We start from the raw sequence: 25,422 nt of genomic DNA, 5'->3' as shown, positions 1-25,422 counted from the left end.
ATGGCGGAGTTTCCCGAGGAACCGATCTACCGGCAGCTGGCCCGGATCGGCAGGACGCTGGCCAGTCCGGTGCGGCTGAGGCTGCTCGACGTGCTCGACCAGGGAGAGCGCACCGTCGAGCAGCTGTCCGAGGAGGCGGACATCCCGCTGAAGAACACCTCGGCCCAGCTGCAGCAACTCCGCGCGGCTCACCTGGTGACGAGCCGCAAGGCGGGTACCCGGGTCTACTACCGGCTGGCCGACGAGCGGGTCTCGCGCTTCCTGGGCGAGCTGCAGGACTTCGCCGCGGAAAGGCTCGCCGATCTGCGGGAGGCGGTGTCCGAGCATCTCGGCGAGGTCGCGGTCCTGGAGGCGGTGACCGCCGACGAGCTCGCCGGACGTCTCGACGACCCCGGCATCGTGATCGTCGACGTCCGCTCGGCCGCCGAGCACGCCCGCGGCCATGTGCCGGGGTCGGTGTCGATTCCCCTGACCGAGCTGCGGGACCGTCTCGACGAGCTGCCCAGGGGCATGGAGATCGTGGCCTACTGCGGCGGCCCCTACTGCGTGGTCTCCCCGGAGGCCGTGCGCCTGCTCCGCGACCACGGCTTTCCGGCGCGCCCGCTGGACGGCGGGCTCACCCGCTGGCGACGCACGGGGAGACGACTGCAGACCGGTTCCGCCACGGCCCGGTAACGGACCCGCGGCCGAATTGTCGGAGTGGATCACTACCGTTCCCGGCATGTTCAGTTCGCAGCAGCAGGCTGCTCTGTCGACTGCCGGGACGAAGGTCCCCGCGCCCGGCGAACTCCCTCGGATCACCAGCCGCGAAGAGGCCGGCGCATGACCGCCTGGGAGGAGATCCGCGGACTCATCGACCGCCGGGACGCCCACGCCGTCGCGGTCCGGATCGTCGAGTTGGACGAGGCGGCGCGTAAGGAGGTCGCCGGCCTTCTTCCGGGATACCTGAAGACGCTGCGCGGCCGACGCGAATCCTGGGAGGGGCTCGACGACTACGCCGAGGTGCTCCGCGCCGCCGGGGCCGGGGTGCTCACCGGGGCGGCCGCCGTGGCGACCTGGCTGAACCGCCGGGATTTCACCTCCCGCTGGGGCTCGCCGTACGGGGACACCGAGCGGATCATGGCGATTCTCGCGGCCCGGCCGGCGGAGTGGCGGGCCGACCTGGCCGGACGGCTCGTGCTGAGGCTCCGGACGGGGGAGGACCGTGGGCTGCCGCTGGCACTCGCCCTGCTGCGTGCGACCGGGATCGAGGTGCCGGCCCACGACCCGCTGGTCGTCGGATGGGCGAGCACCGTCGGCGGCCTGCCCACTCTGCGAAAGGATCCGCTCTTCGACGCCATGCTTCCCCGCGTCTTCGAGGTTCAGGGTGTGGGGCGGGCCCTGCAGTGGGAGAGCGATCCGGCCCGGTCGTTGCTGGGCGCCCTGCGTACCCTGGCCGCCAAGGACGGGGCGAGACGGCCGATGCTGCTCCAGGGATGCGTCAGGCGGTTCCTGCTGGGGGGTTCGGCGGCAGAGCTGCGGTTCTTCGTCCGCCTGCACGAGGCCCTGGATCCGGCGCCGCACGAGATCGAGCCGCACGCCCGCGACTACCTGCGGCTGCTGCCCGCGGCGCCGGGGCCGGTCGCCGAGCTGGCGCTGCGGCATCTGCGCGGGCTGGACGGGCTCGACCCCTTCGACCTGGTGGAGGGGTGGGAGTCGGTGCTCTTCAGGCCCGAGCGCAAGCTCGTCCGCGCCGGGCTCACCTGGCTGGACCAGCGGGTACGGCTCTCACCCGAGCTGGCGACCTCGATCGCCGGACCGCTGGCGCTGGTGTTCGCCGCGGACTCCACCGAACTGCAGGACAGGGCGGTGACGCTCGCGATCAAGCACGCGAGCCGGATGGACGACGAGGGCCGGGACGTCATCCGCGACGCGCTCGGCACGCTCCCGCCCGACCTCGGGCGGCGTGCCTTCGCGGTCTTCGGCGGCGAGGAGCCGGCCGAGTCCGACCCGCGGGACGGGCTCGCCCCGTCCCCGCTCCCGCAGCCCGACGCTCCGCGGCGGATGCCTGATCCGATCGGTTCCGTGGCGGAGATGGTGCCCCTGCTGAACGGTTCCGATGACTGGCAGGAGTGGGAGCGGCTGCTGGCCGGCTTCGTCGCCCTCGTGTACCGGGATCGCGAGGGTACGGCCGCCGAGCTCAAGCCCCACCTGGTCGGCAGGTATGAGCACCTGTACGGAGAAGGTTATCCCTGGAACCGGGTCGATCGTTGGAACCAGGTCGACCACTGGCTGATCGGCGCCATGTGCTCCCTCAGCGGCATCGCACCGATGCGGGGTGCCTGGAAGCGGAAACTCCCCGACACCCGCCGTCTCTGCCCGCCGCACCTGCTTCTGCTGCACCGGGCGGCCGAGATCCAGATGGCCGTCGAGGAGGACGTCGTCCCGCCGTTGCTGCTGTCCACCCCCACCCTCACGACCGGGCACGTGGCGGCGGCCGAGCTGGTGACGAGGCTGGAGGTCATCGAGGCCGCCGGGGGGAAGCCGCTGGCCGCGGACCTGCAGCAGGCACTCCTCCGGCTGCCCAGAGAGCGGGATCCGAACGCGGCCGAACGCGCCGGTCGGCTCTCCTCGCAGGCCGGTCGCCTGGTCGCCCGCCGGCTGTCCGGGGCCCGGCTCGCGGATCCGGTGGTGGAGGTGCGCTGGTCCCGCAGCGCGCCGACCTACTCCACCGAGGTGAAGCTCGTCCCGTCGCTGCACGCGCCGGCCACCGGGCTGCCGCTCGTCGACCGGATGTTCGCCGCCTCTCCGCGGCACGGTGACGAAGTTCATCTGTCCTGGTGGCCGTCGATGTTCCCGTCCCACCGCGAGGTGGCCGCCGCCCACCTGTCAGGTCAGCTGCTGCGCGATCAGTGGCGCGGCCCGGCGGTAGGGCCGGATCATCTCCGCCGGCTCGCCGGGCTCGACGGGCCGCCGGGGGTCGCCGTCTCGCTCGTCCTTGCCCATGTGCTGGGAAACCCGGACATGCCGGAAGCCGTCGACGTCCTGCTGGCGATGGCGGGCCGCGGCGACCTGCCGGCCGCCGAACTCGGCAGGCAGGCGGCGGCGCTGGTCGGATACGACCAGGTGAAGCTCCTCCACCTGACGGCGGCCCTGGAGTCGGCGTCCCGCCAGGGTGCCCATGAGGAGGTGTGGACGGCCGTCGCCGCGGCGTTGCCGTCGCTCGTGCCCCAAGCCGGTCGCCGACCGCGCCACGGGCTCACCGAGTTCGTGGCGCTGGCCGCCACCACGGCGGCGTGGTGCCGCGCTCGCGGGGCGATTCCCGAGATCGAGGCCATGGCGGCGCGCAAGGGATCGAGTGGCCTGCTCCGTGAGGCGCGCCGCCTGCACGGGTTGTTGACGGCGAAGGAAGGATGACCCATGCGCTCGAAGTATGACGAGGAGTGCCGCCTGCGGCTGGCGATCGGCGACCTGGTCCGTGCCGCCGCGCCCCCTGGCTGGAACGGCGCCACGGTCCGCTGCGCCCAGGTCGGCGGATTCTCCCGGGTCACCGTGGAATGTGACGGGGTGGAGCTCGGCGTCCAGGGGCTGGAGGAGCCGTTCCGGCGGCTCCGCGAACTGTCCCGTCGCGACGGCGAGGGCACCTGGTTCTGCTGCGAGCTGCGCTTCACGCCGGAGAGCAGGTCGTACCGGGGACAGGTGGACGCCGACGGGTTCCCCTTTCCCGACGGTACGGACATCCCCGACGTCGCGCTGCTGGAAGAGCTGACGCTGTTTCCCCGCGACATCGTTCCCGGCTGGCTGCTGGACGCACTCCCGACGGCGGTCCCGGTGGGGATCCGCGAGTCCGAGGAGCACCGGCGGCGTTCCCACGTGTCACCGAGGCCCGAGCCGGTCATCTCCGGAGAGCTGGTCTACACGCCGGCCGGGCACCTGGCCGTCCACAGGCTCGAAGTCGACGAGAGGGCCGCGGGCCCCATCGCCGTCCTGCACGAGGAGGCCGAGGGCGACGGCGACCACCTTCTTTTCCTCGCCACGAAGGAGGCGGGAGAGCGGTCCTACTGGGTGGCTCGCAAGGACATGCGGGGCACCGGGGGTGGTATCACCGCATGCGTGCTCGACGATCGGCGTCTCGTCCTGCACCTCACCCCCAAGGCGGCGGACGACATGGAGACCGAGACCGTCCTGACCGTCGAGCTGAACCTGGGCCCCGTCGAGACGGAGCGGCTACGGGCCGTTCTCGGCAGGGTCTTCCGTGCCGGGGTGTCCGATCCGATGCCCGCGCTCACCGGGTTCTGACCCGCGGCCGGGCAGAAAGCCGCACACTCCCAGCGCGGGACGCTCCTCGCAGGCGAGGTACTCCTCCAGATCGCGGGCCGGTCGCTCCAGCTCCGCCCGGAGCCGGTCCGCATCGGCCGTACTGCCGGAGGTGAGGCCGGCGAGCAGTGCCTGAAGATCCGTCAAGGCCCGCGCCACCGGGTGGTGTTCCCGGCGGAGCCGGTCGAGCACCGGGGCGAGCTCGGGAAACTCCTTTTCGAAGACGGTGAACGCGCCGTTCTCGTTGGTGTGGTGCGCGTGGAGCGCGCCGCAGAAGGTCAGGCAGTGCCGGGCCAGTTCCTCGCCCAGCCGGGGTGCCGGCGTCCCGGGGTGTCCGGCTCCGCGTCAACGACTGAGCAGGTAGCGCCGGGGTGTGGTGCCGACCGTGCGGCGGAAGGCCGCCAGGAACGCACTCGCCGTGGCGTACCCCACATCGTGCGCCACCCGCGACACCGGTTGCCCCTCGGCCAGCAGCGGCAGGGCGGCGCGCAGACGTACCTGCGTACGCCAATGGTCGAAGCTCATGCCCGTGTCGCGTACGAACAGCCGCGTCAACGTCCGTCTGCTCACGCCTACCGCGCGGGCGTGCGCCTCCAGGCTGCGCGGGTCGGCCGGGTCCGCCAGCAGGGCGGCCGCCACCACCTGGACCCGCTCGTCGGTGGGCTGCGGCACGTCGATGGGTCGGGTGGGCAGCGGGCGCAGCAGGTCGGGCACCACGGCCTCGGCGCGCAGCCGCGCGTCGTCGGTGAGGTCGGTGCGGGCCAGGTAGCCGATCAGCTCGGCCAGCAGGCCGTCGACGCCGACCGCCGTGGGCTCGGGCCAGTCCAGCGGGCAGGGCTCCGGCGCCAGGTACAGGCTGCACAGCACCGCGTCGCGGGTCGCGCCGGTCGCATGGGTGACACCTGCGGGCAGCCACAGCGCCCTGGTGGGCGGCAGGACCCAGTACACCTTGCCCACTTCGACGCTTAGGACGCCGCGCCGGGTCCAGGCGAGCTGGTGGTGAGCGTGGCTGTGCGGGGGGATCCACTCCCCCGAGGCCAGCGGGAAGTGGCCGACGATGATCGCGCCTATGTCCTCCATGCGACACAGTCTGGCCTCATCGCGGATTGTGGCCAAATGCGGCGGATCATAGCGTCGTCGGGTGCCGATGATTGTGTTGTGCCTTGTCCAGTTCATGCTCGTGCTCGATGACACCGTCGTGAACGTGGCCCTGCCCAGCATCCGCGATGAGCTGGGCTTCAGCGCGTCCGGGTTGCCCTGGGTCGTCAACGCCTACTTCCTGGCCTTCGGTGGGCTGCTGCTGCTGTGCGGCCGGATGGCGGATCTGCTGGGCCGTCGCCGCGTCTTCCTCATCGGCGTGGCGTTGTTCGGGATGGCCAGCCTGGCCTGCGGGCTCGCGCAGGAGCCATGGCAGCTCGTGATCGGGCGGTTCGTGCAGGGCGCGGGTTCTGCGATGGCCAGCCCGGCGGCGATGTCGATGATCACGTTGCTGTATCCGGGACCGGAGGAGCGGGCCAGGGCGCTGGGCATCTGGGGCGGCATCGCGGCCCTGGGCGGAACCTCGGGCCTGGTGCTGTCCGGGGCGCTGACCGACCTGGTGTCCTGGCGCGGGATCTTCCTGATCAACCTGCCCGTCGTCGCCGTGGCCCTGGTGTCGCTCCCCCGCCTGGTCCCCGAGTCCCGCGCCCCCGGCCGACGCCGCCTCGACGTCCCCGGCGCGGTCCTGGTCACCGGTGCCGCGGTATCGCTGGTGTACGGGCTGCTGCGCGCCGGAGAGACCGGCTGGAATGATCCGGTCGTCATCGGCGCAGCCGTGCTCTCCGCCGCCTTGGCGGTGGCGTTCCTGGTGGTCGAGTCGCGGGCGGCGGCGCCGCTGGTGCCCGGGTCGTTCCTGGCCTCGCGCACGCGGGCGGTCGCCAACGGCGCGACCCTGCTGTTCTCGATGGCGATGTACGCGATGTCGTTCCTGCTGATGATCCAGATTCAGACCGTTCTGGGGTACAGCCCGCTCCTGGCGGGCGTCGCCTACCTGCCCTACGGCGCCGGCATCCTGGCGGGCATGTGGCTGTCCTCCCGCATCTCGCTCAGGATCGGGACGCGCTGGGCGCTCTTGCTGGCGTTCCTGGTCAACATCGCCGGCCTGCTGCTGCTGTCCGGCGTGGCGGCGGGCGACTCCTACGCCGCCCACGTCCTGCCCGGCATGCTCATCCTGAGCATGGGCAACGGCCTGAGCCTGCCCATCATGGCCACGGCCGCGGTCGACGGCACCACCGAGGAGGACGCCGGTCTCGGCTCGGCCCTGTTCACCTCCGTCCAGCAGGTCGGCGGTGCCGTCGGGGTGGCCGCGCTGGCCGTCATGGGCTACTCGGGCGGGCTCACGGCAGGCGCGGTCTGCGTGGCGCTCGGCGCCGTACTCATCGCCGTGCTGCTGCCGTCACGCGCCGGCGGCCCGCGGCAGCTCGCAGGGCACGGCGCCGACGTCCCCAGCACGCCGACAGCCGCTACCCGCTGAGGATCCGGGCCACCGGCGCACTGCGCCAGGACGCTGCCGTCGCGGACCAGCAAGGCGTGGTGACTTCGACACCGCCCTGGCCCGCTGCACGCCTAGCCGTACCCGCACTTGTAAGGGCCGTTGCAACGAGCACTCTTCCGCATTTCGACCGAAAAATTCGCCTTCCGAGATTACGAACATGATCGACTCGTGGCCGGTTTTCCCCGGATCTCGGCCGGACCTGTCGGCCAGGCCTCATCCCGGTGCCCATTGCCGGAAAGTAGAGGAGTAAGCCAGGATCGATGGGTTGATCCGCTGCGGTATGGGCCGCAGTCCCCGTCGAAGGGTAGACAAGTGATCAGGTCTGTTACGAAGGTCATCGCCGTGGCGGCCCTGGCCGCCGGCGTTCTCGCGGCCAACCCGGCATACACGGCGTACGCGGCCTCCGCCCCCTACACTCCCGAGGGTGTCTGCGGGGCGGGGTTCACCCGGGTGAAGGACGGCACCCGCCCCCTCAAGTCCGGACGTGACACCTTCGGCTACGTCTACCTCATGTACAACCGCAGCACCGGTTACAACTGCGTGGTCAGTATCAAGACCGCCTTCTACCGGACCGCCACCTACACCACCGCCACCCTGACGGTGCAGGGCAGCAAGCCGAAGACCGACGCGGGCAAGTTCAAGTACTACGCCGGGCCGGTCAAGCTGAAGGCCCGTGGCAAGTGCGTCTCGTACTGGGGCAGCACCCGAGACACCCGGCTGGACTACGCCGAGGCGACCGGCGGCCGCAAGACCTTCGGCAACTGCGGATAGCGAGACCTCAAGCGCCGGGGCCACACCCGGTCCCTCGCCCCCCAGCCTGACGGCTCCAGGTGGCGTGGTAGATGCCGGAGGTCACCGTTCACCCGGCGCCGACAATGCCCGCGCAGCGAGTCGGTGGTGCCGAGATCGGCATGAATCGGCCTGGAACTCGGCGGGTACGGGGCTGGCGGATCTACGGCTAGCCCCGGTGCCGGCGCACCATGCCCGCGGCGAGGGGGGCGCCTGCGAAGTCACCGGCCGCCATGCGGGCGGCGACGGTGCGCCGGACGAGACGGTCGGCCAGCGCGGGGGCGTGCCTGCCCACCATCATCTCGACACGTCCCCGGCGGGTGGTCGCCACGTCACGGGGGGCGCGGCGGGCGGTGACCGCGCGGACGATCGCGTCGACCACGCCCTCGACGGGTTCCGGCCGAGACACCGCGTCCAGGGAGAGCCCGGCCTGTTTCGTGCTGTCGTGGATCGGGCTGCGGACCATACTCGGGTAGACGGTCGTCACGCCGACGTGCGTGCCGACCTCAAGACGGAGCGCGTCGGCGTAGGCCGCGAGCGCGCGCTTGGAGACGCCGTACGCCGCCGCCAGCGGCAGCGGCAGGACCGCCATCCGTGAGGCGATGAAGACCACCTGCCCTCTGGCGCGTACCAGGTGGGGCATGACCGTCGCCGTCACGCGCCAGGCGCCGAGCAGGTTCAGCCGCAGCTGCGCCTCCACCTCGTCGCCCGGGGCGAGTTCGGCCGGGGCGGGCCCGCCCCGGCCGGCGTTGTTGATCAGCAGGTCGATGCCGCCGAGCAGGGCCGTGGCCTCCGCCACCGCGGCGTCGACGGACTCCTGGGAGGTGATGTCGCACGCGATGATCGGTATGTCGGGGCCGTCGGGGTGGGCGGTGGGGACGACGTCCAGGCCGACCACCCGCGCGCCCTGGGCGGTGAACCGCGCGCTCATCGCCCTGCCGAAGGTGCCCGCCGCGCCGGTGACCAGGATCCGGCGCCCGGCCAGCGCGCGCGCCGGGGAGGGGCGCAGCTCGCGGTTCACGACGCGGAGGTACTGGTCGACGTCGATCCGCATGTGGGGCCTGCGCTGTCCCCAGCGCTCCCGCGCGGCGTCGAGCTCGGCCGAGGCGATCCTCCGCGCGCTCTCCGGATCGGGTAACCGATGGGTTCCGGTCCGTACGGCGGCCACCAGGCGGCCCTGCGCCTCGACGACGGGCAACGCCGAGCCGGTCGACTGCATCAGCCCGACGTAGCTGATCGAGTCGTCGCCGATGGGGAAGACGTGGCGGTAGAGCAGCAGGCTCGCCGGGTCGGGCACCGTGTCCGCGTCGAGGAACGGGGTCACGGCCCGGTAGCCGGTGCACCAGACGATGTGGTCCACCTCGTCCGCCTGTCCGTCGGCGAAGTGGACCCGGGAGCCGTCCAGGCGGGTGACGCCCTGCCGCGCGAGAATCCTTCCTCTCGCGATCAGCTCGGGAACGGAGTCGCTCAGGGTCGGGTGGTCCTGGAGCACGCCCTGACGGGGGGCGGGGAGGCGCGGCCCGGCGGGTTTCCGGTCGGCGAGCCTGAGCACCGCCTGGGAGACCACCTGGCGCACCCGCCAGGGGAGCAGGGCGGCGAGGGCGCCGTTGAGCTGGTCGGAGGGGCGGCCGAGCAGCCGTTTGGGCAGCACCCAGACACCGCGCCTGGCCGAGAGCAGCACGGTGGACGCGTGGCCGACGAGCTCGGCGGCGATGTCCATCGCGGAGTTGCCGGTGCCCACGACGAGCACCCGCTTCCCGGCGAGTTCGGCGGGGGTGACGTAGCCGTGCGCGTGCGACTCGGTGCCGGTGAACGTCCCCGGGTACGGCGGTTCGGGGTGGCGGGGCTCGTGGTTGTGGCCGTTGGCCACCACAAGATGCTCCACCGTCTCGAGGTACGGCCCGTCGGGGCCGGTCAGCGCCAGCTCCCAGCCGTCGCCGGCACGCCGGGCCGATTCGAGCGTGGTGGCGAACCGGAAACTCTCGCCGACCCCGAAGTGCTCGGCGTACGACCGCAGGTACTCCAGCATCTGGGCGCGGGTCGGGTAGTCGGGCCACTCGGCGGGCATGGGGAAGTCGGAGAACTCCGTGCGCGGCTTGCTCGTGTTGAGGCGGAGACCCTCGTAGGACGCGGTGTCGGCGTCCAGCCGCCACAGGCCGCCGAGGGAGGTGGCGCGCTCGACGCCGAGCACCGGCAGGCCGGCCTCGATGAGGGCCTTGGCCGCGGCTATGCCCGCGGCGCCGCCACCGACGACGGCGGTCACTCCCCGGCCCGGCGTACCGGCGGACACCTCCTCGGCCGGCGCTCCGGCGCTTCCGGCGGTCACTCCCCGGTCCGGTTCCGCTGAGTTCATCCGCTGCCTCCCATATTCCATCGGATGATGGAATATTAGCCGTCTGCGGCGCCCGTGCCAGGGGGTGCGTAGAGCCGGTCGACGAAACGGTGGGCGTAGGCGCGGAACTCGCGCCTCTCACGATCCGCGGCCACCGGGTCGCCCCCCCGGGCGGTCAGGGCGGCCAGGGCGGTCACGTGGCCGTGGGCCGCCCAGACCAGGCCGCGCACGGTGATGTGCGGCGTCGGCTCGACGAGGAGGCCGCGGGTGGCCGCCTCCAGCAGGGCCCGCTCGACCTCGCCGTAGATCGGCAGCGAGTACGCCTCGTCCAGCGACAGGTGGAGGCTGGGGTCCAGCCACCGGCGCAGCCACAGGAACGTGGTCTGGGGGTGGTCGTCGAGGAAGTCCACGAACGCGTCCACCAGGTCGTGCATGGCGCTCACCACGTCGACCGCCGGTCCGGAGCGCACCGCGGCGAGGAGGGCGCGCACCGGCGGCGTGAGCGTCGCCCGCTCCAGCTCGAAGACGCGGGCGAAGCAGGCGTCGTACAGCGACGCCTTCGAGGGGAAGTGGTGGTGCACGCTGGAGACGTCGATCCCGACCCGGGCGGCGATGTCGCGCATGGAGACGCCGTCGGCCCCGTGCCGGGCGAAGAGGTCGGTCGCCGCCGCGAGGACGCGGTCGGAGGTGGACGGCGCGGACCTGTCCCTGGGCGGGCGTCCCCGGCGGCGGGCCGGGGGTGCGGAGACATCTTCCTCGCTCTTCCTCATGCCGGACAGTCTGGCCGCGATGCCCCTACCTCGCAATCCATCAATAAGTGGATTGGCAAGGAAAGCGGCGGGTCCGGGGGAACCGGAACGCGATCTTGTCCTGCGATCCCGGCGAGGCACCCCTACAGTGGTGTGCCAATTGCCGGGTTCGGAGTTGATGGCGGGAGATCATGGGGGTTTGGGAGGAGGCGGCCGTGGTGCTCGCCGGGCGGTACCGGCTGGACGAGCTGATCGGCCGCGGCGGCACGGGCGAGGTCTGGCGCGGTTACGACCTGCGCCCCGGCTGGCCGGTGGCGGTCAAGATCCTGGCACCGCAGGTGGCCGACGCCGCGGTGCGCGAGAGGTTCGCCAGGGAGGCCAGGACCGCCGCGCGCATCGTCCACCCCAATGTGGTGACCGTGCTCGACATGGGCGAGCACGAGGGCCGCCCGTACCTGGTGATGGAGTTGCTGACCGGCCGGGATCTCGCCGCCGAGCTGGCCGAGCGCGGACCGCTGAGCGTGGCCGAGACGTGCCGCCTGGCGGGGCAGATCGCGCTCGGGCTGGACGCCGCGCACCAGGCCGGGGTCGTGCACCGCGACGTCAAACCGGCGAACCTGCACCTGGGCGCGGGCGGTGCGCTCAAGGTCGTCGACTTCGGTACGGCCAGGGTCGCGACCGAGGCCGCGATGCGACTGACCTCGGTGGGCACCGTCATCGGCACGGCCGCCTACCTGTCGCCCGAGCAGATCCGCGGCGAGGCCGGAGCCGCGGCCGCCGATCTGTACGCGCTCGGCTGCGTCTGCTACGAACTGCTCTGCGGGCGGCCCCCGTTCGTCGGCACGGCGACGGAGGTGATCTCCCAGCACGTCGGCGCCCGGCCGGACCCGCCCGGCCGCTACCGGCCCGGCATCCCGGCGGAGCTGGAGAGGCTCATCCTGGCCCTGCTGGAGAAGGATCCCGCCGCGCGGCCCACCGGGGGAGAGGTCGTCCGCGGGCTCCTGGCCGCGGCGCCTCGCAGGACGCCGCACGCGTCCGGGCCCCCGGCGCCGACCTCCGTCCTGCCCTCGGTGCCTCCCGTCCCCGCGGGGAAGGACGGCTCGCCGGTGCAGGCGTGGGCGGGGCGTGCCACGAGGTTCCTGCGGGAGAGCCCACCCGGCATGTTCGTCGCGATCCTGCTGGGCGTGGTGGCCCTGCCGGTGCTGGTGGCCCTGTGGGCGTCGGCCTCGCCGGATCCGGCGGGACAGGGCACCGCGGCGGTGCCACCCGCGATCACGTCGGCGGCGCCCCCGGAGCGGTCCACGCCCGCGTCGCCCACACCGGCCGTCTCACGGAGCGCGTCCGCGGCGCCGTCCCCCGCGCCCAGCCGGACCGCGCCGGCGGCGGGCGGATGGCAGGCGCGCCTGGCGGCCCTGGGGCAGGCGGTCACCGCGCAGGAGCTTCAGGGGAAAATCGACCCCAAGACGGCCCGCAAGGTCCGCGAGAGGATCGTCAAACTCGCCGGGAAACTCCAGGAGGGCGACAACAGGAAGGCCCGCGACGAACTGCGCAAGCTCGGCCGTGAGCTGAGCGAGGCGCAGCGGAAGGGCAGGATCGCCTCGGAGGGGCCGCTCGTCGACTTCCTTCGAACCTCGGGGCTCACCTTCCAGGTGGAGGGTCAGGACTCCGGACCACGTCATCGCAGCAGCGACGACGATGACGACGACTAGTGCGACGTCCCGGCGCCCCGGGTAGTGCTGGGGTATGACCGCAGAATCGAAGGATCCGCTGGCGGATCTCAACCCGTTCGACATATTCGACACCGAGGCCCTCCGCCTCGACCGCTTCTTCTCCGGGCTCGACGCGGAGGGCTGGCGGCGTCCCTCGCGGGCGGCGGGCTGGTCGGTCCGCGACGTGCTCGGGCACCTGGCGGGGGAGGAGCTGTACAACCACGCCTGTCTGGACGACGACATCGACGGGTTCGTCACGATGCTCAGGAGCGAGGGCGTGGAGGGCGGTTTCAACGCCTTCAACGCCTGGTGCGTGGAGCGCCGCCGTGACGTTCCGGTCGAGGAGGTGTTCCAGGAGTGGCGGCGCGAGAACGGGGAGACGCGCGAGCGGATGCGCGGGCTCGGCCGTGACGCCTTGCTGCCGACCCTCGCGGGACCGTACCCGGTGGGGTTGCAGACCTTCCACTACGACTCGGAGTACGCCACCCACGCCGACGACGTCGGCGCGCCCGTCGCGGAGGACGAGGAGGACGAGCGGGTCTGGTGGCGGGCGCGGATGGGCGCGTTCGCGCTCGCGGAGCAGGGGTCGAAGGTCCAGGTCGAGCTGACCGCCGACGGGATCTGGGTGCACGCCTACGACATGAGCGAGCAGCTGGGGCCCCCGGCGTTCGTGGCGGCGACCGTCGGCCGCCTGCCGGACGACCACCCCGTCGACCATCCCCTCGACCGCAGGCTCAGGGCCGCCCTGCGCTGCCTGGCCTGAGCTTTCGGCGCTCCCCCCCCGGCACGTTCGTCCGCGTGTTCCCGCCGGGGCCTCAGCGGTCGTCCTGCCCCTGTCGCCCCTCGCCCCGGCCACCGTTCCCGTCCTTGCGGCGCATCCGGTGCAGGGTGCCCGCCCGCGCGCGCTCCTCGGGGTGGGCGCGCACCCTGCGCAGGCTGAAGACGACGGTGACCAGCAGCACCAGGAAGATCACTACCAGCGAGAGCGGGGTCGGGATCTCGGGGAAGGACGTGGAGACGTCCTCGTGCAGGAAGGCCAGGATGAGCTTCAGGCCGATGAAGCCGAGGATGACCGCCAGGCCGATCGACAGGTAGACCAGACGCTCCAGCAGGCCCTCGATCAGGAAGTACAGGGCGCGCAGCCCCAGCAGCGCGAAGGCGTTGGCGGCGAAGACGATGAGCGGGTGCGTGGTGACGCCGAAGACCGCCGGAATGGAGTCGAGGGCGAACAGCAGGTCGGTGCTTCCGATGGCGAGGAAGACCACGAACAGCGGGGTGACCATCCGCCTTCCGTCCTCGCGGACGACGAGCTTGCCGTCATGCAGGTTCTCGGTGACCGGGAGCGCCTTCGAGATGAAGCGGATCAGGGGGTTGCTCTCGATGTCGGGCTCCTCGTTCCGGTGCCGGACCAGCTGGATCGCCGTCCAGATCAGCAGCAGGCCGAAGAGCAGGAATGTGAAGGAGAAGAGGCTGATGGCCGCCGCGCCGATCGCGATGAGGACGGCGCGCAGCACGAGGGCGGTGGCGATCCCGAAGAGCAGCACCTTCTGCTGGTTCTCCGGGGGCACGGAGAAGCGCGCCATGATGATGACGAAGACGAAGAGGTTGTCGACGGAGAGGCTCTTCTCCACCAGCCACCCGGCGAAGTACTCGGCCGCGAGCGCCGACCCGGCCAGCCACCACAGGACCAGGCCGAAGGCGATGGCCACGCCGATGTAGAAGACGCTCCAGGCGGTGGCCTCGCGCATGCCCACGGCGTGCGGCCGGCGCGCCGCCACCATGAAGTCGAGGATGAACAGCGCCATCACCAGAACGACGACCGCGATCCACATGCCTATCGAATCGATCGCCATCCGTGTCCCCTCCAGCCGGTGAGAATCCTCGCTTACCCTCAGGTAAGGGGGTCCACACCCGGGAGCCACCGGGCGGCTCGCCGTCCCGCGCGACGGACGCGGGCGCGTGAGGGGAGCGGGGTCAGCGGGCCGAGCCGGCCCGGCGCTTGGTCCAGACGTCCAGGGCCACGGCGGCGAGCAGGACCAGGCCCTTGAAGAGCATGACCCGCTCGCTGGGCGCGCCGATCAGGGACATGCCGTTGTTGATCACGGCCATGATGAGGCCGCCGGTCAGGGCGCCGACCACCTTGCCCACCCCGCCCTGGACCGCGGCGCCGCCGATGAAGGCGGCCGCGATGGCGTCCAGCTCGAAGCCGTTGCCCGCCGTCGGGCCGGCCTGGTTCAGCCGCCCGGCGAAGATGATCCCGGCGAGCGCGGCGAGCACCCCCATGTTGACGAAGATCCAGAACGTGACGGACTTCACCTTGATGCCGGACAGGCTCGCGGCGTTCAGGTTGCCGCCGATGGCGTAGATGTGGCGGCCGAAGACCGCGCGGTTGGTCAGCAGCGTGTAGCCCAGCACCAGGATCGCCAGCAGCACCAGCACCCAGGGCAGGTTCTTGAACCTGGCGAGCTGCACGATGACCACCATCACCACCGCGGCGGCGGCGCCGATCTTCAGCAGGAACAGGGGCAGCGCGTCGACCTTCTGCCGGTAGCCCAGCCGTGCCTGGCGGGCCCGCCACTGGGTGCCGGCGATCCCGGCCACCGCGGCCAGGCCGACGAGCAGCGTCAGCAGGTCGGCGCCGCCGAGTGGGCCGAGGCCGATGTTGCCGAAGAAGCCGGGTACGAAACCGTTGGCGAGGGTCCGCACCTCGTCGGGGAAGGGGCCGATGCCCTGGTTGCCGAGCACGGTCAGGGTCAGCGCCCTGAAGACCAGCATTCCGGCCAGGGTCACGATGAACGCCGGTATGCCGAAGTAGGCGATCCAGTAGCCCTGCCAGGCCCCGATCAGCGCACCCGCGACCAGCGTGATCAGGATCGCCAGCGGCCAGGCCACGTCCATGTCGACCATCAGCACCGCCGCGATCGCGCCGGTGAGTCCCACCACCGAGCCCACGGAGAGGTCGATGTGACCGGCGATGATGATCAGGATCATGCCGATGGCCAGGATCAGAACGTAGGAGTTCTGCACCATGATGTTGGAGATGTTCTGCGGGCTGAGCAGCTCCCCGTCGGTCAGGATGGAGAACAGCACGATGATCAGTGCGAAGGCGATGTAGATGCCGCTCTGCCGCAGGTTGACGGAGAGGCGGCCGGCGGGCGTCTTCGCGGGGACCACCGGAAGGCCGCCGCTCGGTGGCGCTGTCTCACGGGTCGGGACCTCCATCGTGCCCTTACTCCTTTTCCTTGGTCATGAGCTGCATGAGCCGTTCCGGGGTGGCCTCGGCCCGGAGGACCTCACCGGTGATGCGGCCGGCGGACATGGCGTAGATGCGGTCGCAGACGCCGAGCAGCTCGGGGAGCTCCGAGGAGATGACCAGGATGGCCTTGCCCTGGTCGGCGAGCCGGTTGATGATCGAGTAGATCTCGTACTTGGCGCCCACGTCGATGCCGCGGGTGGGCTCGTCGAGGATCAGCACGTCGGCGTCGGTGAAGATCCACTTCGACAGCACCACCTTCTGCTGGTTGCCGCCGCTGAGCTTCCCGGTGACCGACAGCACGCTGGGAGCCTTGATGTTCATGCTCTCCCGGAAGCCGTCGGCGACCTGGTACTCCCTGTTGTCGTCGACCCAGCCGCGCCTGGCCAGCTTCCCCAGCGCGGCGGCCGACACGTTCCGCTTGATGTCGTCGATCAGGTTGAGGCCGTACCGCTTGCGGTCCTCGGTGGCGTACGCGAGCCCGTGGCCGATCGCCTCGCCGACCGTGCGGAGCTGGATCTCCCCGCCGTTCTTGTAGACGCGGCCGGAGATGCCGACCCCGTAACTCCGGCCGAACACGCTCATCGCCAGCTCGGTGCGGCCGGCGCCCATCAGGCCGGCCAGGCCGACGATCTCGCCGCGGCGCAGCGTCAGGTTGGCGCCGGAGACGACGACGCGGTCGTGCTGGCTGGGGCTGTGCACCGTCCAGTCCTCGATCCGCAGCGCCTCCTCACCGATCTTCGGTTCGTGCGGCGGGAAGCGGTGTTCGAGGTCGCGGCCCACCATGCCGGCGATGATGCGCTCCTCGGTGACCTGGTCGCCCCGCATGTCCAGGGTCTCGATCGTCCGGCCGTCACGCAGGATCGTGGTGGAGTCGGCGATGGCCTGGATCTCGTTGAGCTTGTGCGAGATGATCACCGAGGTGATGCCCTCCTCGCGCAGCCCGCGCAGCAGGTCGAGCAGGTGCGCCGAGTCCTCGTCGTTGAGCGAGGCGGTCGGCTCGTCGAGGATGAGCAGTCTGACCTGCTTGGACAGCGCTTTGGCGATCTCCACCAGCTGCTGCTTGCCGACCCCGATGTCCATCGAGCGCGTCACCGGGTTCTCGCGCAGCCCGACCCGCTCCAGCAGCTCGGCGGCCTCGGCGTTGGTCCGGTTCCAGTCGATCAGGCCGCGGCTGGTCCGCTCGTTGCCGAGGAAGATGTTCTCGGCGATCGACAGGTACGGGCTGAGCGCCAGTTCCTGGTGAATGATCACGATGCCGTGCTTCTCGCTGTCCCTGATGTCGGAGAAGCGGCACGGCTCGCCGTCGAAGAAGATCTCGCCGTCGTACGAACCGTGCGGGTACACGCCGGACAGGACCTTCATCAGCGTCGACTTCCCGGCGCCGTTCTCCCCGCAGATCGCGTGTATCTCGCCCCTGCGTACCGCCAGGTTGACGTCCTGCAGGGCCTTGACGCCCGGGAACGTCTTGGTGATCCCGCGCATCCGGAGTATGTCGTCGGTCATGCCGCCCGCCTCCTCGGCGTCCTCCGGGAGCCCCGCCACCCCCGCGGACGCCCGCGGGGGTGCGCCGGTGCTCCTACTTGAGCTGGTCTTCGGTGTAGTAGCCGGAGTCGACGAGGACCTTCTTGTAGTTGTCCTTGTAGACGATCACGGGCTCCAGCAGGTTGGACGGGACGACCTTGTTGCCGTTGTCGTAGTCCTCGGTGTTGTTCACCTCGGGCTTGCCGCCCTTGAGCACCGCGTCGGCCATCTCGACGGTGACGGCGGCCAGCTCGCGGGTGTCCTTGTAGATCGTCGCGTACTGCTCACCCGCGATGATCGACTTGACCGAGGCGACCTCGCCGTCCTGGCCGGTCACGATCGGGTACGGCTGGCCGGCGGTGCCGTAGCCGCTGCTCTTCAGCGCCGACAGGATGCCGATGGACAGACCGTCGTACGGGGAGAGCACGCCGTCGACCAAGGTGTCGCCGGAGTAGGACTTGGTGATCAGGTCCTCCATCCGCTTCTGCGCGGTGGCCGGGTCCCAGCGCAGGATCGCGACGGTCTTGAAGTCGGTCTGGCCGCTCTTGACGACCAGGGTGCCGGAGTCGATGTACGGCTTCAGGGTCTCCATCGCGCCGTTGTAGAAGAAGGTGGCGTTGTTGTCGTCCGGCGAGCCGGCGAAGATCTCGATGTTGAACGGGCCCTTGGCGTCGCCGTCGGAGCCGTCCTCCTTCTTCAGCTTCAGGCCGACCAGGAGCGAGGTCGCCTGCTGCACGCCCACCTTGAAGTTGTCGAAGGTGGCGTAGTAGTCGACGTTCGGCGAGTTGCGGATGAGCCGGTCGTAGGCGATCACCGGGATCTTCTTGTCGGCCGCCTGCTGGAGCTGCGTGGTGATGGCGGTGCCGTCGATCGAGGCGATGATCAGCAGCTTGGCGCCCTTGGTGATCTGGTTCTCGATCTGGTTGACCTGCGTGGGGATGTCGTTCTCCGCGTACTGCAGGTCGACCTGGTAGCCCAGCTTCTCCAGGGCGCTCTTGACGTTGTCGCCGTCGTGGATCCAGCGCTCGGAGGACTTGGTCGGCATCGTGACGCCGACCAGGGTGTCGGCGGGCGCCGCGGAGGCGGCCTCCGACGCGCCCTGGTCGACGGTCTTGACGCTTGAGCCACAGGCCGTCACTCCCATGGCGAGAGCCAGGCTCACCGAGAAGGTGACCAGCTTCGCGAACTTCATCGAATACCTCCAGTGTGGGGGGCCGGGGTCCTGGCCGGGGGAGGGCCGCGGGAGAGGTGGGAGGCGGCGCGTCCCGGGAGCGGGCGGCGCGTGCCCCCACCGGGGCGCGTTCCTTCGGGGCCGTGCCCGCGGCGATGCGGGAGCGAGCCGTGACCCGGCTCGCTCCACCGTCCATGAGCAGGTCCGTGAGCGTTTTGTGAGCGTTCACAACGACGGCGCGGGACTCCGCGGAGATCCGGCCGGCTGTGTGACGAGACATGAAATGCCTGAGTCGGCCGGCTGTCAACCTCCGGGCGGTCAGGAGTCCTCGCGTCATGAAGACCTTCCCGGAGGAGATGTGAGCGCTAACAATGGGGTATGGGACAGTTAAGGGCGTGATGACGGTGCCGTCAAGTAGGCGTTAACGAATGGTTCCCGTGTAACCGGACTGCAATGTGGCGGGTGCTTGACGCGAGGTGTTGTTAGCGCTCACAGTCTGTGCCAAGCCACCAGAAGGAGCCGACCGTGAGCCCGAGCCACGAGCGCCGCCCGCCGGTGATGGCGGATGTCGCCACGAAGGCCGGGGTGTCGCACCAGACGGTCTCGCGCGTGCTCAACGAGCACCCCAACGTCCGTGCCGAGACCCGCGCCCGGGTGCTGGCGGCGATCCACGAGCTCGGCTACCGGCGCAACATGGTGGCCCGCGCCCTGGTCACGAGGCATACCCGCACTCTCGGCGTGGTCAGCTTCGACACGACCCTGTACGGGCCGGCGAGCACCGTGTACGGCATCGAGCAGGCCGCCAGGTCGGCGGGTTACTTCGTCAGCATGGTCAGCCTCAAGACCATCGATACCGCGGGGGTGCGCGACGCGCTCGGCTACCTGGCCGAGCAGAGCGTCGACGGCATCGTGGTGGTCGCGCCGCAGCGCTCGGCCGCCCCCGCGCTGGCCGACGTGCCCACCGACATCCCCGTGGTGGCCGTCGAGGGCGGCCACTCCGGCGACGTGTCGGTGGTCAGCGTCGACCAGGTCCACGGTGCCCGGCTGGCCACCAGGCACCTGCTCGACCTCGGCCACGAGACCGTCTGGCACATCGGCGGCCCGCCGGACTGGCTGGAGGTCGAGGGGCGGATCGAGGGCTGGCGTGACGTGCTGGTCTCCGCGGGCCGTCCGATCCCCGAACCGTTGCCCGGTGACTGGAGCCCGCGCTCCGGCTACCAGGCGGGTCTGCGCCTGGCGGCGGTGCCGGGTGTCACCGCGGTGTTCGTCGCCAACGACCAGATGGCGCTCGGTGCGCTGCGCGCCTTCGCCGAGCGGGGAGTGCGGGTGCCCGAGCAGATCAGCGTCGTGGGGTTCGACGACATCCCGGAGTCGGAGTTCTTCACCCCGCCGCTCACCACGGTCAGGCAGGACTTCGGGGCGGTCGGGAGATGGAGCATCGAACTGCTGCTCAGGCAGATGGAGGCGGGCGCGGAATGGTCCCACGAGCGGCACGTCGTTCCGCCGAGGTTCGTGGCCAGGGCCAGCACCGCACCGGTCCACGCGTGACGCGAACAAGCCCGCCCGTTGATGTTAGCGTTAACGGCCAGGCGAGTCCCAGCGAACCCGACCGACACCGGGCGCCCGGCCGGCGGACCCGGTCGAGCAGGTCGCGGCGGGACGGCGGATGCCGGCCCGTACGAAGACGATCCTCACGCGGGAGCGGGCCGGAACGGCGCCGCCCACCCGCCGCAACTGACCCGGCGGACCGCCTCGCGGGCGGCCCGTCTCCTGGGAGGAAAGGGAGTCGCATGGCCGCACCCGACCCGATCCTGCGGATGATCGGGATCAGCAAGGAGTTCCCCGGCGTCAAGGCGCTGACCGGCGTGGACTTCAGACTCCTGCCGGGGGAGGTGCACGCGCTGATGGGAGAGAACGGCGCGGGGAAGTCGACGCTCATCAAGGTGCTCACCGGCGTGTACGACGTCGACGCGGGCGAGATCGAGCTGGCCGGCGCGCCGGTCGCCTTCGCCGGGCCCCTGGCGGCGCAGCGGGCCGGGATCAGCACGGTCTACCAGGAGCTCAACCTCTGCGCGAACCTCTCGGTGGCCGAGAACATCTTCATCGGGCGCGAGCCGCGCCGCTTCGGCCGCATCCGGTGGGGTGAGACGCGCCGGCGCGCGGCCGAGCTGCTCGCCAGGCTCGACCTCGACCTGGACGTCTCGGCGCCGCTGTCCTCGTACTCGCCGGCCGTGCAGCAGATGGTGGCGATCGCGCGGGCCGTCGACATCTCCGCGAACGTGCTCATCCTCGACGAGCCGACCTCCAGCCTGGACGCGGGGGAGGTCGCGCAGCTGTTCGAGGTGATGCGGCGGCTCAAGGACGAGGGGATCGCCATCATGTTCGTCTCGCACTTCCTCGACCAGGTCTACGAGATCGCCGACCGGATGACGGTCCTGCGCAACGGCCGGCTGGTCGGCGAGTACCTCACCGCCGAGCTGAGCCAGGTCGAGCTGGTCGGCAAGATGATCGGCAATGAGCTCGCCGATCTGGAACGGCTCGACGAGAAATCCAAGGACCTGGCGCGGACCGGCGACGTGGTCATCGAGGCGAGGGAACTCGGCAGGGCGGGGGCCGTGCAGCCGTTCACGCTCTCCATCCACCAGGGCGAGGTGGTGGGCCTGGCCGGGCTGCTCGGCTCCGGCCGCACCGAGATCGCCCGCCTGCTCTTCGGCGCGGACCACGCGGGAACCGGGGAGGTGGCGATCGACGGTACGCCGGTCTCGCTGCGCACCCCGCGCGCCGCGACCGCCAGGGGCATCGCCTTCTGCCCGGAGAACCGGCGGACCGAGGGCCTGATCGCCGACCTCACCGTACGGGAGAACATCGTGCTGGCCCTGGCGGCGGCGCGCGGCTGGGCCAGGCCCATACCGCGCCGCCGCCAGGACGAGCTGGTGGAGAAGTACATCGGCGCGCTGCGGATCAACCCTCCCAACCCCGAACAGCTCGTGCGCAACCTCAGCGGCGGCAACCAGCAGAAGGTGCTGCTGGCCCGCTGGCTCATCGTCGAGCCGCGGCTGCTCATCCTGGACGAGCCGACCCGCGGCATCGACGTCGGGGCCAAGGCCGAGATCCAGCGCTTGGTCGTCTCCCTGTCCGACGGGGGCATGGCCGTGCTGTTCATCTCCGCCGAGCTGGAGGAGGTGCTCCGTCTCAGCCACCGGGTCGGCGTGCTGCGCGACCGGCACCTGGTGGCGCAGCTGCCCAACGACGACGACCTCACGGTCGACGTCCTGATGGAGACGATCGCCAGCGGAGCCCGCCCATGAACCGTCTTGCCGGGCACCGCCTGCTGTGGCCGGTGCTCGTTCTCGTCCTGCTGCTGGCGACCAACGTCGCGTTCACCGACGGCTTCCTGTCGGTGCAGATGAAGGACGGCCACCTCTACGGCAGCCTCATCGACATCATCCGCTTCGGCGCGCCGCTGATCCTGGTGGCGGTCGGCATGACACTCGTCATCGCCACCGGCGGCATCGACCTGTCCGTGGGATCGATGGTGGCCATCTCCGGGGCGCTCGCCTGCCTGCGGATCAGCGAGCTGGACGACCAGAACGCGGTGGGCGGCGTCCTCGCGGCGATCGGCCTGGCGCTGGTGCTCTCCCTGGTGCTGGGGGTGTGGAACGGGTTCCTGGTCGCCGGGATCGGCATCCAGCCGATCATCGCGACGCTGATCCTGATGGTCGCCGGGCGGGGGCTGGCCCAGCTGGTCACCGACGGCCAGATCATCACCGTCAACAGCGTGCCGTACAAGCTGGTGGGCGGCGGCTACTGGCTCACCGTGCCCTTCTGCATCCTGCTCGTGCTGGTCGTGCTCGCGGTGACCGCCTTCCTCACCCGGCGCCTCGCCCTCGGCCTGCTCATCGAGTCGGTCGGCGGGAACGCCGAGGCCAGCCGCCTGGCGGGGATCCGCTCCCGGGGCCTGATCATCGTGGTCTACGCGTTCTGCGGCCTGTGCGCCGGCATCGCGGGGCTGATGATCAGCTCCAACGTGTCCAGCGCCGACGGCAACAACGCCGGGCTCTGGATCGAGCTCGACGCGATCCTCGCGGTCGTGATCGGCGGCACCTCGCTCGCGGGCGGCCGGTTCTCGCTCGGCGGCACCGTGCTCGGCGCGCTCATCATCCAGACGCTGACCACCACGATCTACTCGATCGGCGTGCCGCCGGAGACGACACTGCTCTTCAAGGCGCTCGTCGTCACCCTGGTCTGCCTGCTGCAGTCACCGACCTTCAGGGAGAAGGTGTTCCACCGCCGAGGACGCGGCGTCCCACCCGCGTCCACCGGCGCCGACACGAAGGTGAGGGTCACCGCATGACCAGCCTGGGCGTGCTCTCGTCGAACCGGTCGATCCCCCGCAAGTACCTGCCGGTCCTGGTGACCGGCGGGCTGTTCCTGGCGATGTTCGTGGCCGGCGGTATCCGCTACGAGGGCTTCGCGTCCGGGCAGGTGGTGCTCAACGTCTTCATAGACAACGCGTTCCTGCTGGTCGTGGCGGTCGGCATGACGTTCGTGATTCTCACCGGCGGCATCGACCTGTCGGTGGGGGCGGTGGTCGCGCTCGCCACGATGATCTCGGCGAGCCTGGTGACGGACGGGGGCTGGCCGCCCGCGCTGGTGATCCCGCTGGTGCTGGCGGTCGGCGCGGTGCTCGGCCTCGCCATGGGCTGCGTGATCCACTACTTCGACATCCAGCCCTTCATCGTGACGCTGGCCGGCATGTTCCTGGCCAGGGGGCTCTGCTACACCATCGGCACCGACTCGATCTCGATCACCGACCCGACGTACACCGGCCTCGCCCAGGCCAGGATCGACCTGCCGGGCGGCGCGTTCGTCTCGCCGAGCGTGCTCGTCGCCGTCGTGGTGATCCTCGCCGGGGCGTACGTGCTGCACTACACCCGGCTGGGCCGCAACGTCTACGCGACCGGCGGCAGCGAGCAGTCGGCGCTGCTCATGGGCCTGCCGGTGGCCAGGACGAAGATCGCGGTCTACACGATCAGCGGATTCTGCTCCGCGCTGGGCGGCGTGCTGCTCTCCTTCTACATGCTGTCGGGCTACGGGCTGCACGCGGTTGGCATGGAGCTGGACGCGATCGCCGCGGTCGTGATCGGCGGCACGCTGCTGACCGGGGGGTACGGCTACCTGCTCGGCACCGTGCTCGGCGTGCTCGTCCTCGGGCTGATCCAGACGATCATCAGCTTCGAGGGGACCCTCAGCTCCTGGTGGACCAAGATTTTCATCGGCCTGCTGCTCTTCGCCTTCATCCTGCTGCAACGCCTCGGTGCGGCACGACGCACCTGAACCCCGGCTCCCGCGCGGGAGCCCTACCCCGTCGAGGTCCTGGAGATTGTGTGAACGCTAACAATGACCGCTACGTGGTCGGTGTCGACTTCGGCACGCTGTCCGGCCGCGCCGTGGTGGTGCGGGTGAGCGACGGCGCCGAGGTCGGTACGGCCGTGCACGAGTACGCACACCGGGTGATCGAGGAACGGCTGCCCGGCAGTGCCGTGCGGCTGGGTCCCGACTGGGCGTTGCAGTCGCCCGAGGACTGGCGGCAGGTGCTGCGCGTGGCGGTGCCCGGGGCGGTGGCGGCGGCCGGGATCTCCCCGTCACGGGTCATCGGCCTGGGCACCGACTTCACCGCCTGCACCGTACTGCCCGCCACCGCGGACGGCACCCCGCTCTGCGAGGTCGACGGGCTCGCGGAGCGCCCGCACGCGTGGCCGAAGCTGTGGAAGCACCACGCCGCGCAGCCGCACGCCGACCGGATCAACGCCGTCGCCGCCCGCAGGAAGGAGTCGTGGCTGCCCCGCTACGGCGGGAAGATCTCCGCGGAGTGGGCGTTCGCCAAGGGCCTGCAGGTCCTGGAGGAGGACCCGGAGGTCTACGGCCGCGCCGAGCGCTGGATCGAGGCCGCCGACTGGATCGTCTGGCAGCTCACCGGCGTGGAGACCCGCAACGTGTGCACCGCCGGGTACAAGGCCATCCACACCGGCGACGGCTATCCCTCGGCGGAGTTCCTGGCCGAGCTCAACCCGGCCTTCGCCGGTTTCACCGCCAAGCTCGGTCAGGAGCTGTCGCCCCTCGGCGGTCTCGCGGGCCGGCTGGACGCCCGCGCCGCGGCCTGGACCGGGCTGCCCGAGGGGGTGGCGATCTCGGTCGGCAACGTGGACGCCCACGTCACGGCCGCCGCCGCCGACGCCGTGCGGCCCGGCCAGATGGTCGCCATCATGGGCACCTCCACCTGCCACATCATGCCTTCCGACGCGCTGGCGGAGGTGCCCGGCATGTGCGGTGTGGTGCGCGACGGGATCGTGCCAGGACTGTGGGGATACGAGGCGGGCCAGTCGGGTGTCGGCGACATCTTCGGCTGGTTCGTGGAGACCTCGGTGCCCGGCTCCTACGAGCGGGAGGCCGAACGGCGCGGGCTCACCACGCACGAGTACCTCACCGAGCTCGCCGCCGCGCAGAGCGTCGGACAGCACGGCCTGGTGGCACTCGACTGGCACAACGGCAACCGCTCGGTGCTGGTCGACCACGACCTCTCGGCCGTACTCGTCGGCCAGACCCTCGCGACGAGACCCGAGGACACCTACCGGGCGCTGATCGAGGCCACCGCGTTCGGCGCCCGCGTGATCGTGGAGACCTTCGAGGACTCCGGGGTGCCGGTGACCGAGTTCGTCGCCGCGGGCGGCCTGATCAAGAACCGGTTCCTGATGCAGGTCTACGCCGACGTGCTGCGCCGCCCGATCTCGGTGATCGGCTCGGAGCAGGGATGCGCCCTGGGGTCGGCCATCCACGCCGCGGTCGCCGCCGGGGCCTACCCGGACATCACCGCGGCCGCGGCCGCGATGGGCAGGCGCGCCGAGGCCGTCCACCTGCCCGACGCGGGGCGCGCCGACGCCTACGACCGGCTGTACGCCGACTACCGCCGCCTGCACGACCACTTCGCCGACGGGGAGATGCTGCACGGCCTGCGGGCCCTGCGTAACGAGGCGAGCACATCAGAGGAGAAGGAGGACGCGTGACC

20 protein-coding genes are annotated in these 25,422 nt (G+C 71.0%); 12 read left to right on the top strand and 8 right to left on the bottom strand.

The features are described 5' to 3' along the window. From ABT130_RS18375 to ABT130_RS18365, 3 genes are all read left to right on the top strand, one after another. Entirely contained in the window at nt 1–675 is a 675-nt protein-coding gene (locus ABT130_RS18375) for an ArsR/SmtB family transcription factor (RefSeq protein WP_350956788.1), read from the top strand. Between the two features lie 147 nt (nt 676–822). Continuing rightward, nucleotides 823–3,396, top strand: a complete 2,574-nt coding sequence (locus ABT130_RS18370; protein WP_350956786.1) for a DUF7824 domain-containing protein — start codon at nt 823–825, stop codon at nt 3,394–3,396. A 3-nt stretch (nt 3,397–3,399) separates the two neighbouring features. Further along, on the top strand, nt 3,400–4,278 hold the full coding sequence (locus ABT130_RS18365; protein ID WP_350956784.1) for an Imm10 family immunity protein: 879 nt from the start codon (nt 3,400–3,402) through the stop codon (nt 4,276–4,278). Here ABT130_RS18365 and ABT130_RS18360 read toward each other — a convergent pair. Together ABT130_RS18360 and ABT130_RS18355 are read right to left on the bottom strand one after the other, a co-directional pair. Then, the gene (locus tag ABT130_RS18360; RefSeq protein ID WP_350956840.1) at nt 4,207–4,593 is read right to left on the bottom strand and encodes a hemerythrin domain-containing protein; all 387 of its coding nucleotides are present in this window, start codon (nt 4,591–4,593) and stop codon (nt 4,207–4,209) included. The genes ABT130_RS18365 and ABT130_RS18360 overlap by 72 nt on opposite strands. Nucleotides 4,594–4,641: 48 nt before the next feature. Continuing rightward, nucleotides 4,642–5,376, bottom strand: coding sequence for a helix-turn-helix transcriptional regulator (locus tag ABT130_RS18355; protein WP_350956782.1), 735 nt, complete (start codon nt 5,374–5,376; stop codon nt 4,642–4,644). A gap of 67 nt (nt 5,377–5,443) precedes the next feature. Here ABT130_RS18355 and ABT130_RS18350 point away from each other — a divergent pair, with 67 nt between their 5' ends. Together ABT130_RS18350 and ABT130_RS18345 are read left to right on the top strand one after the other, a co-directional pair. Further along, nucleotides 5,444–6,808, top strand: coding sequence for a DHA2 family efflux MFS transporter permease subunit (locus ABT130_RS18350; protein WP_350956838.1), 1,365 nt, complete (start codon nt 5,444–5,446; stop codon nt 6,806–6,808). A 333-nt stretch (nt 6,809–7,141) separates the two neighbouring features. Then, complete coding sequence (locus ABT130_RS18345) at nt 7,142–7,600, top strand: hypothetical protein (protein WP_350956780.1); 459 nt, start codon at nt 7,142–7,144, stop codon at nt 7,598–7,600. Nucleotides 7,601–7,787: 187 nt separating this feature from the next. On the opposite strand, the gene ABT130_RS18340 is transcribed toward ABT130_RS18345, so the two are convergent. Beyond that, nucleotides 7,788–9,971 (bottom strand): SDR family NAD(P)-dependent oxidoreductase, encoded by a 2,184-nt coding sequence (locus ABT130_RS18340; RefSeq protein WP_350956778.1) that lies wholly within the window; start codon nt 9,969–9,971, stop codon nt 7,788–7,790. Nucleotides 9,972–10,006: 35 nt separating this feature from the next. Beyond that, nucleotides 10,007–10,720, bottom strand: coding sequence for a TetR/AcrR family transcriptional regulator (locus ABT130_RS18335; RefSeq protein ID WP_350956776.1), 714 nt, complete (start codon nt 10,718–10,720; stop codon nt 10,007–10,009). A gap of 170 nt (nt 10,721–10,890) precedes the next feature. On the opposite strand from ABT130_RS18335, the gene ABT130_RS18330 reads away from it, so the two are divergent. Next, nucleotides 10,891–12,408: a serine/threonine-protein kinase gene (locus tag ABT130_RS18330; protein ID WP_350956774.1), complete on the top strand. Its 1,518-nt coding sequence runs from the start codon at nt 10,891–10,893 to the stop codon at nt 12,406–12,408. Between the two features lie 34 nt (nt 12,409–12,442). Then, nucleotides 12,443–13,171 carry a maleylpyruvate isomerase family mycothiol-dependent enzyme gene (locus tag ABT130_RS18325; RefSeq protein WP_350956772.1) on the top strand — a complete coding sequence of 243 codons (729 nt, stop codon included), beginning with the start codon at nt 12,443–12,445 and terminating at the stop codon, nt 13,169–13,171. 52 nt (nt 13,172–13,223) lie between these two features. On the opposite strand, the gene ABT130_RS18320 is transcribed toward ABT130_RS18325, so the two are convergent. From ABT130_RS18320 to chvE, 4 genes are all read right to left on the bottom strand, one after another. Then, nucleotides 13,224–14,261: a TerC/Alx family metal homeostasis membrane protein gene (locus ABT130_RS18320; RefSeq protein ID WP_350956770.1), complete on the bottom strand. Its 1,038-nt coding sequence runs from the start codon at nt 14,259–14,261 to the stop codon at nt 13,224–13,226. A 121-nt stretch (nt 14,262–14,382) separates the two neighbouring features. Continuing rightward, nucleotides 14,383–15,630, bottom strand: coding sequence for a multiple monosaccharide ABC transporter permease (mmsB, locus tag ABT130_RS18315; protein WP_350956768.1), 1,248 nt, complete (start codon nt 15,628–15,630; stop codon nt 14,383–14,385). 7 nt (nt 15,631–15,637) lie between these two features. Continuing rightward, nucleotides 15,638–17,167, bottom strand: coding sequence for a multiple monosaccharide ABC transporter ATP-binding protein (gene mmsA / locus ABT130_RS18310; RefSeq protein ID WP_350956766.1), 1,530 nt, complete (start codon nt 17,165–17,167; stop codon nt 15,638–15,640). 73 nt (nt 17,168–17,240) lie between these two features. Next, entirely contained in the window at nt 17,241–18,377 is a 1,137-nt protein-coding gene (gene chvE / locus ABT130_RS18305) for a multiple monosaccharide ABC transporter substrate-binding protein (RefSeq protein WP_350915129.1), read from the bottom strand. A 537-nt stretch (nt 18,378–18,914) separates the two neighbouring features. On the opposite strand from chvE, the gene ABT130_RS18300 reads away from it, so the two are divergent. From ABT130_RS18300 to araB, 5 genes are all read left to right on the top strand, one after another. After that, on the top strand, nt 18,915–19,904 hold the full coding sequence (locus ABT130_RS18300; RefSeq protein WP_350956836.1) for a LacI family DNA-binding transcriptional regulator: 990 nt from the start codon (nt 18,915–18,917) through the stop codon (nt 19,902–19,904). 242 nt (nt 19,905–20,146) lie between these two features. Then, nucleotides 20,147–21,664 carry a sugar ABC transporter ATP-binding protein gene (locus ABT130_RS18295; RefSeq protein ID WP_350956764.1) on the top strand — a complete coding sequence of 506 codons (1,518 nt, stop codon included), beginning with the start codon at nt 20,147–20,149 and terminating at the stop codon, nt 21,662–21,664. Next, nucleotides 21,661–22,710, top strand: a complete 1,050-nt coding sequence (locus ABT130_RS18290) for an ABC transporter permease (RefSeq protein WP_350956762.1) — start codon at nt 21,661–21,663, stop codon at nt 22,708–22,710. The genes ABT130_RS18295 and ABT130_RS18290 overlap by 4 nt, the downstream gene beginning before the upstream one ends. Then, nucleotides 22,707–23,693 carry a galactofuranose ABC transporter, permease protein YjfF gene (gene yjfF, locus ABT130_RS18285; RefSeq protein ID WP_350956760.1) on the top strand — a complete coding sequence of 329 codons (987 nt, stop codon included), beginning with the start codon at nt 22,707–22,709 and terminating at the stop codon, nt 23,691–23,693. Before ABT130_RS18290 ends, yjfF begins: the two co-directional genes overlap by 4 nt. A gap of 50 nt (nt 23,694–23,743) precedes the next feature. Continuing rightward, a complete protein-coding gene (gene araB, locus ABT130_RS18280; RefSeq protein WP_350956758.1) occupies nt 23,744–25,420 on the top strand; it encodes a ribulokinase in 1,677 nt (558 codons plus the stop codon). Nucleotides 25,421–25,422: the final 2 nt, after the last annotated feature.

The sequence above is a fragment of the Streptosporangium sp. NPDC001681 genome, from assembly GCF_040298085.1.
Lineage (GTDB): Bacteria > Actinomycetota > Actinomycetes > Streptosporangiales > Streptosporangiaceae > Streptosporangium.
Note: the sequence above shows the minus strand (reverse complement) of the source record. Positions and strands in the feature narration are given on the sequence as shown.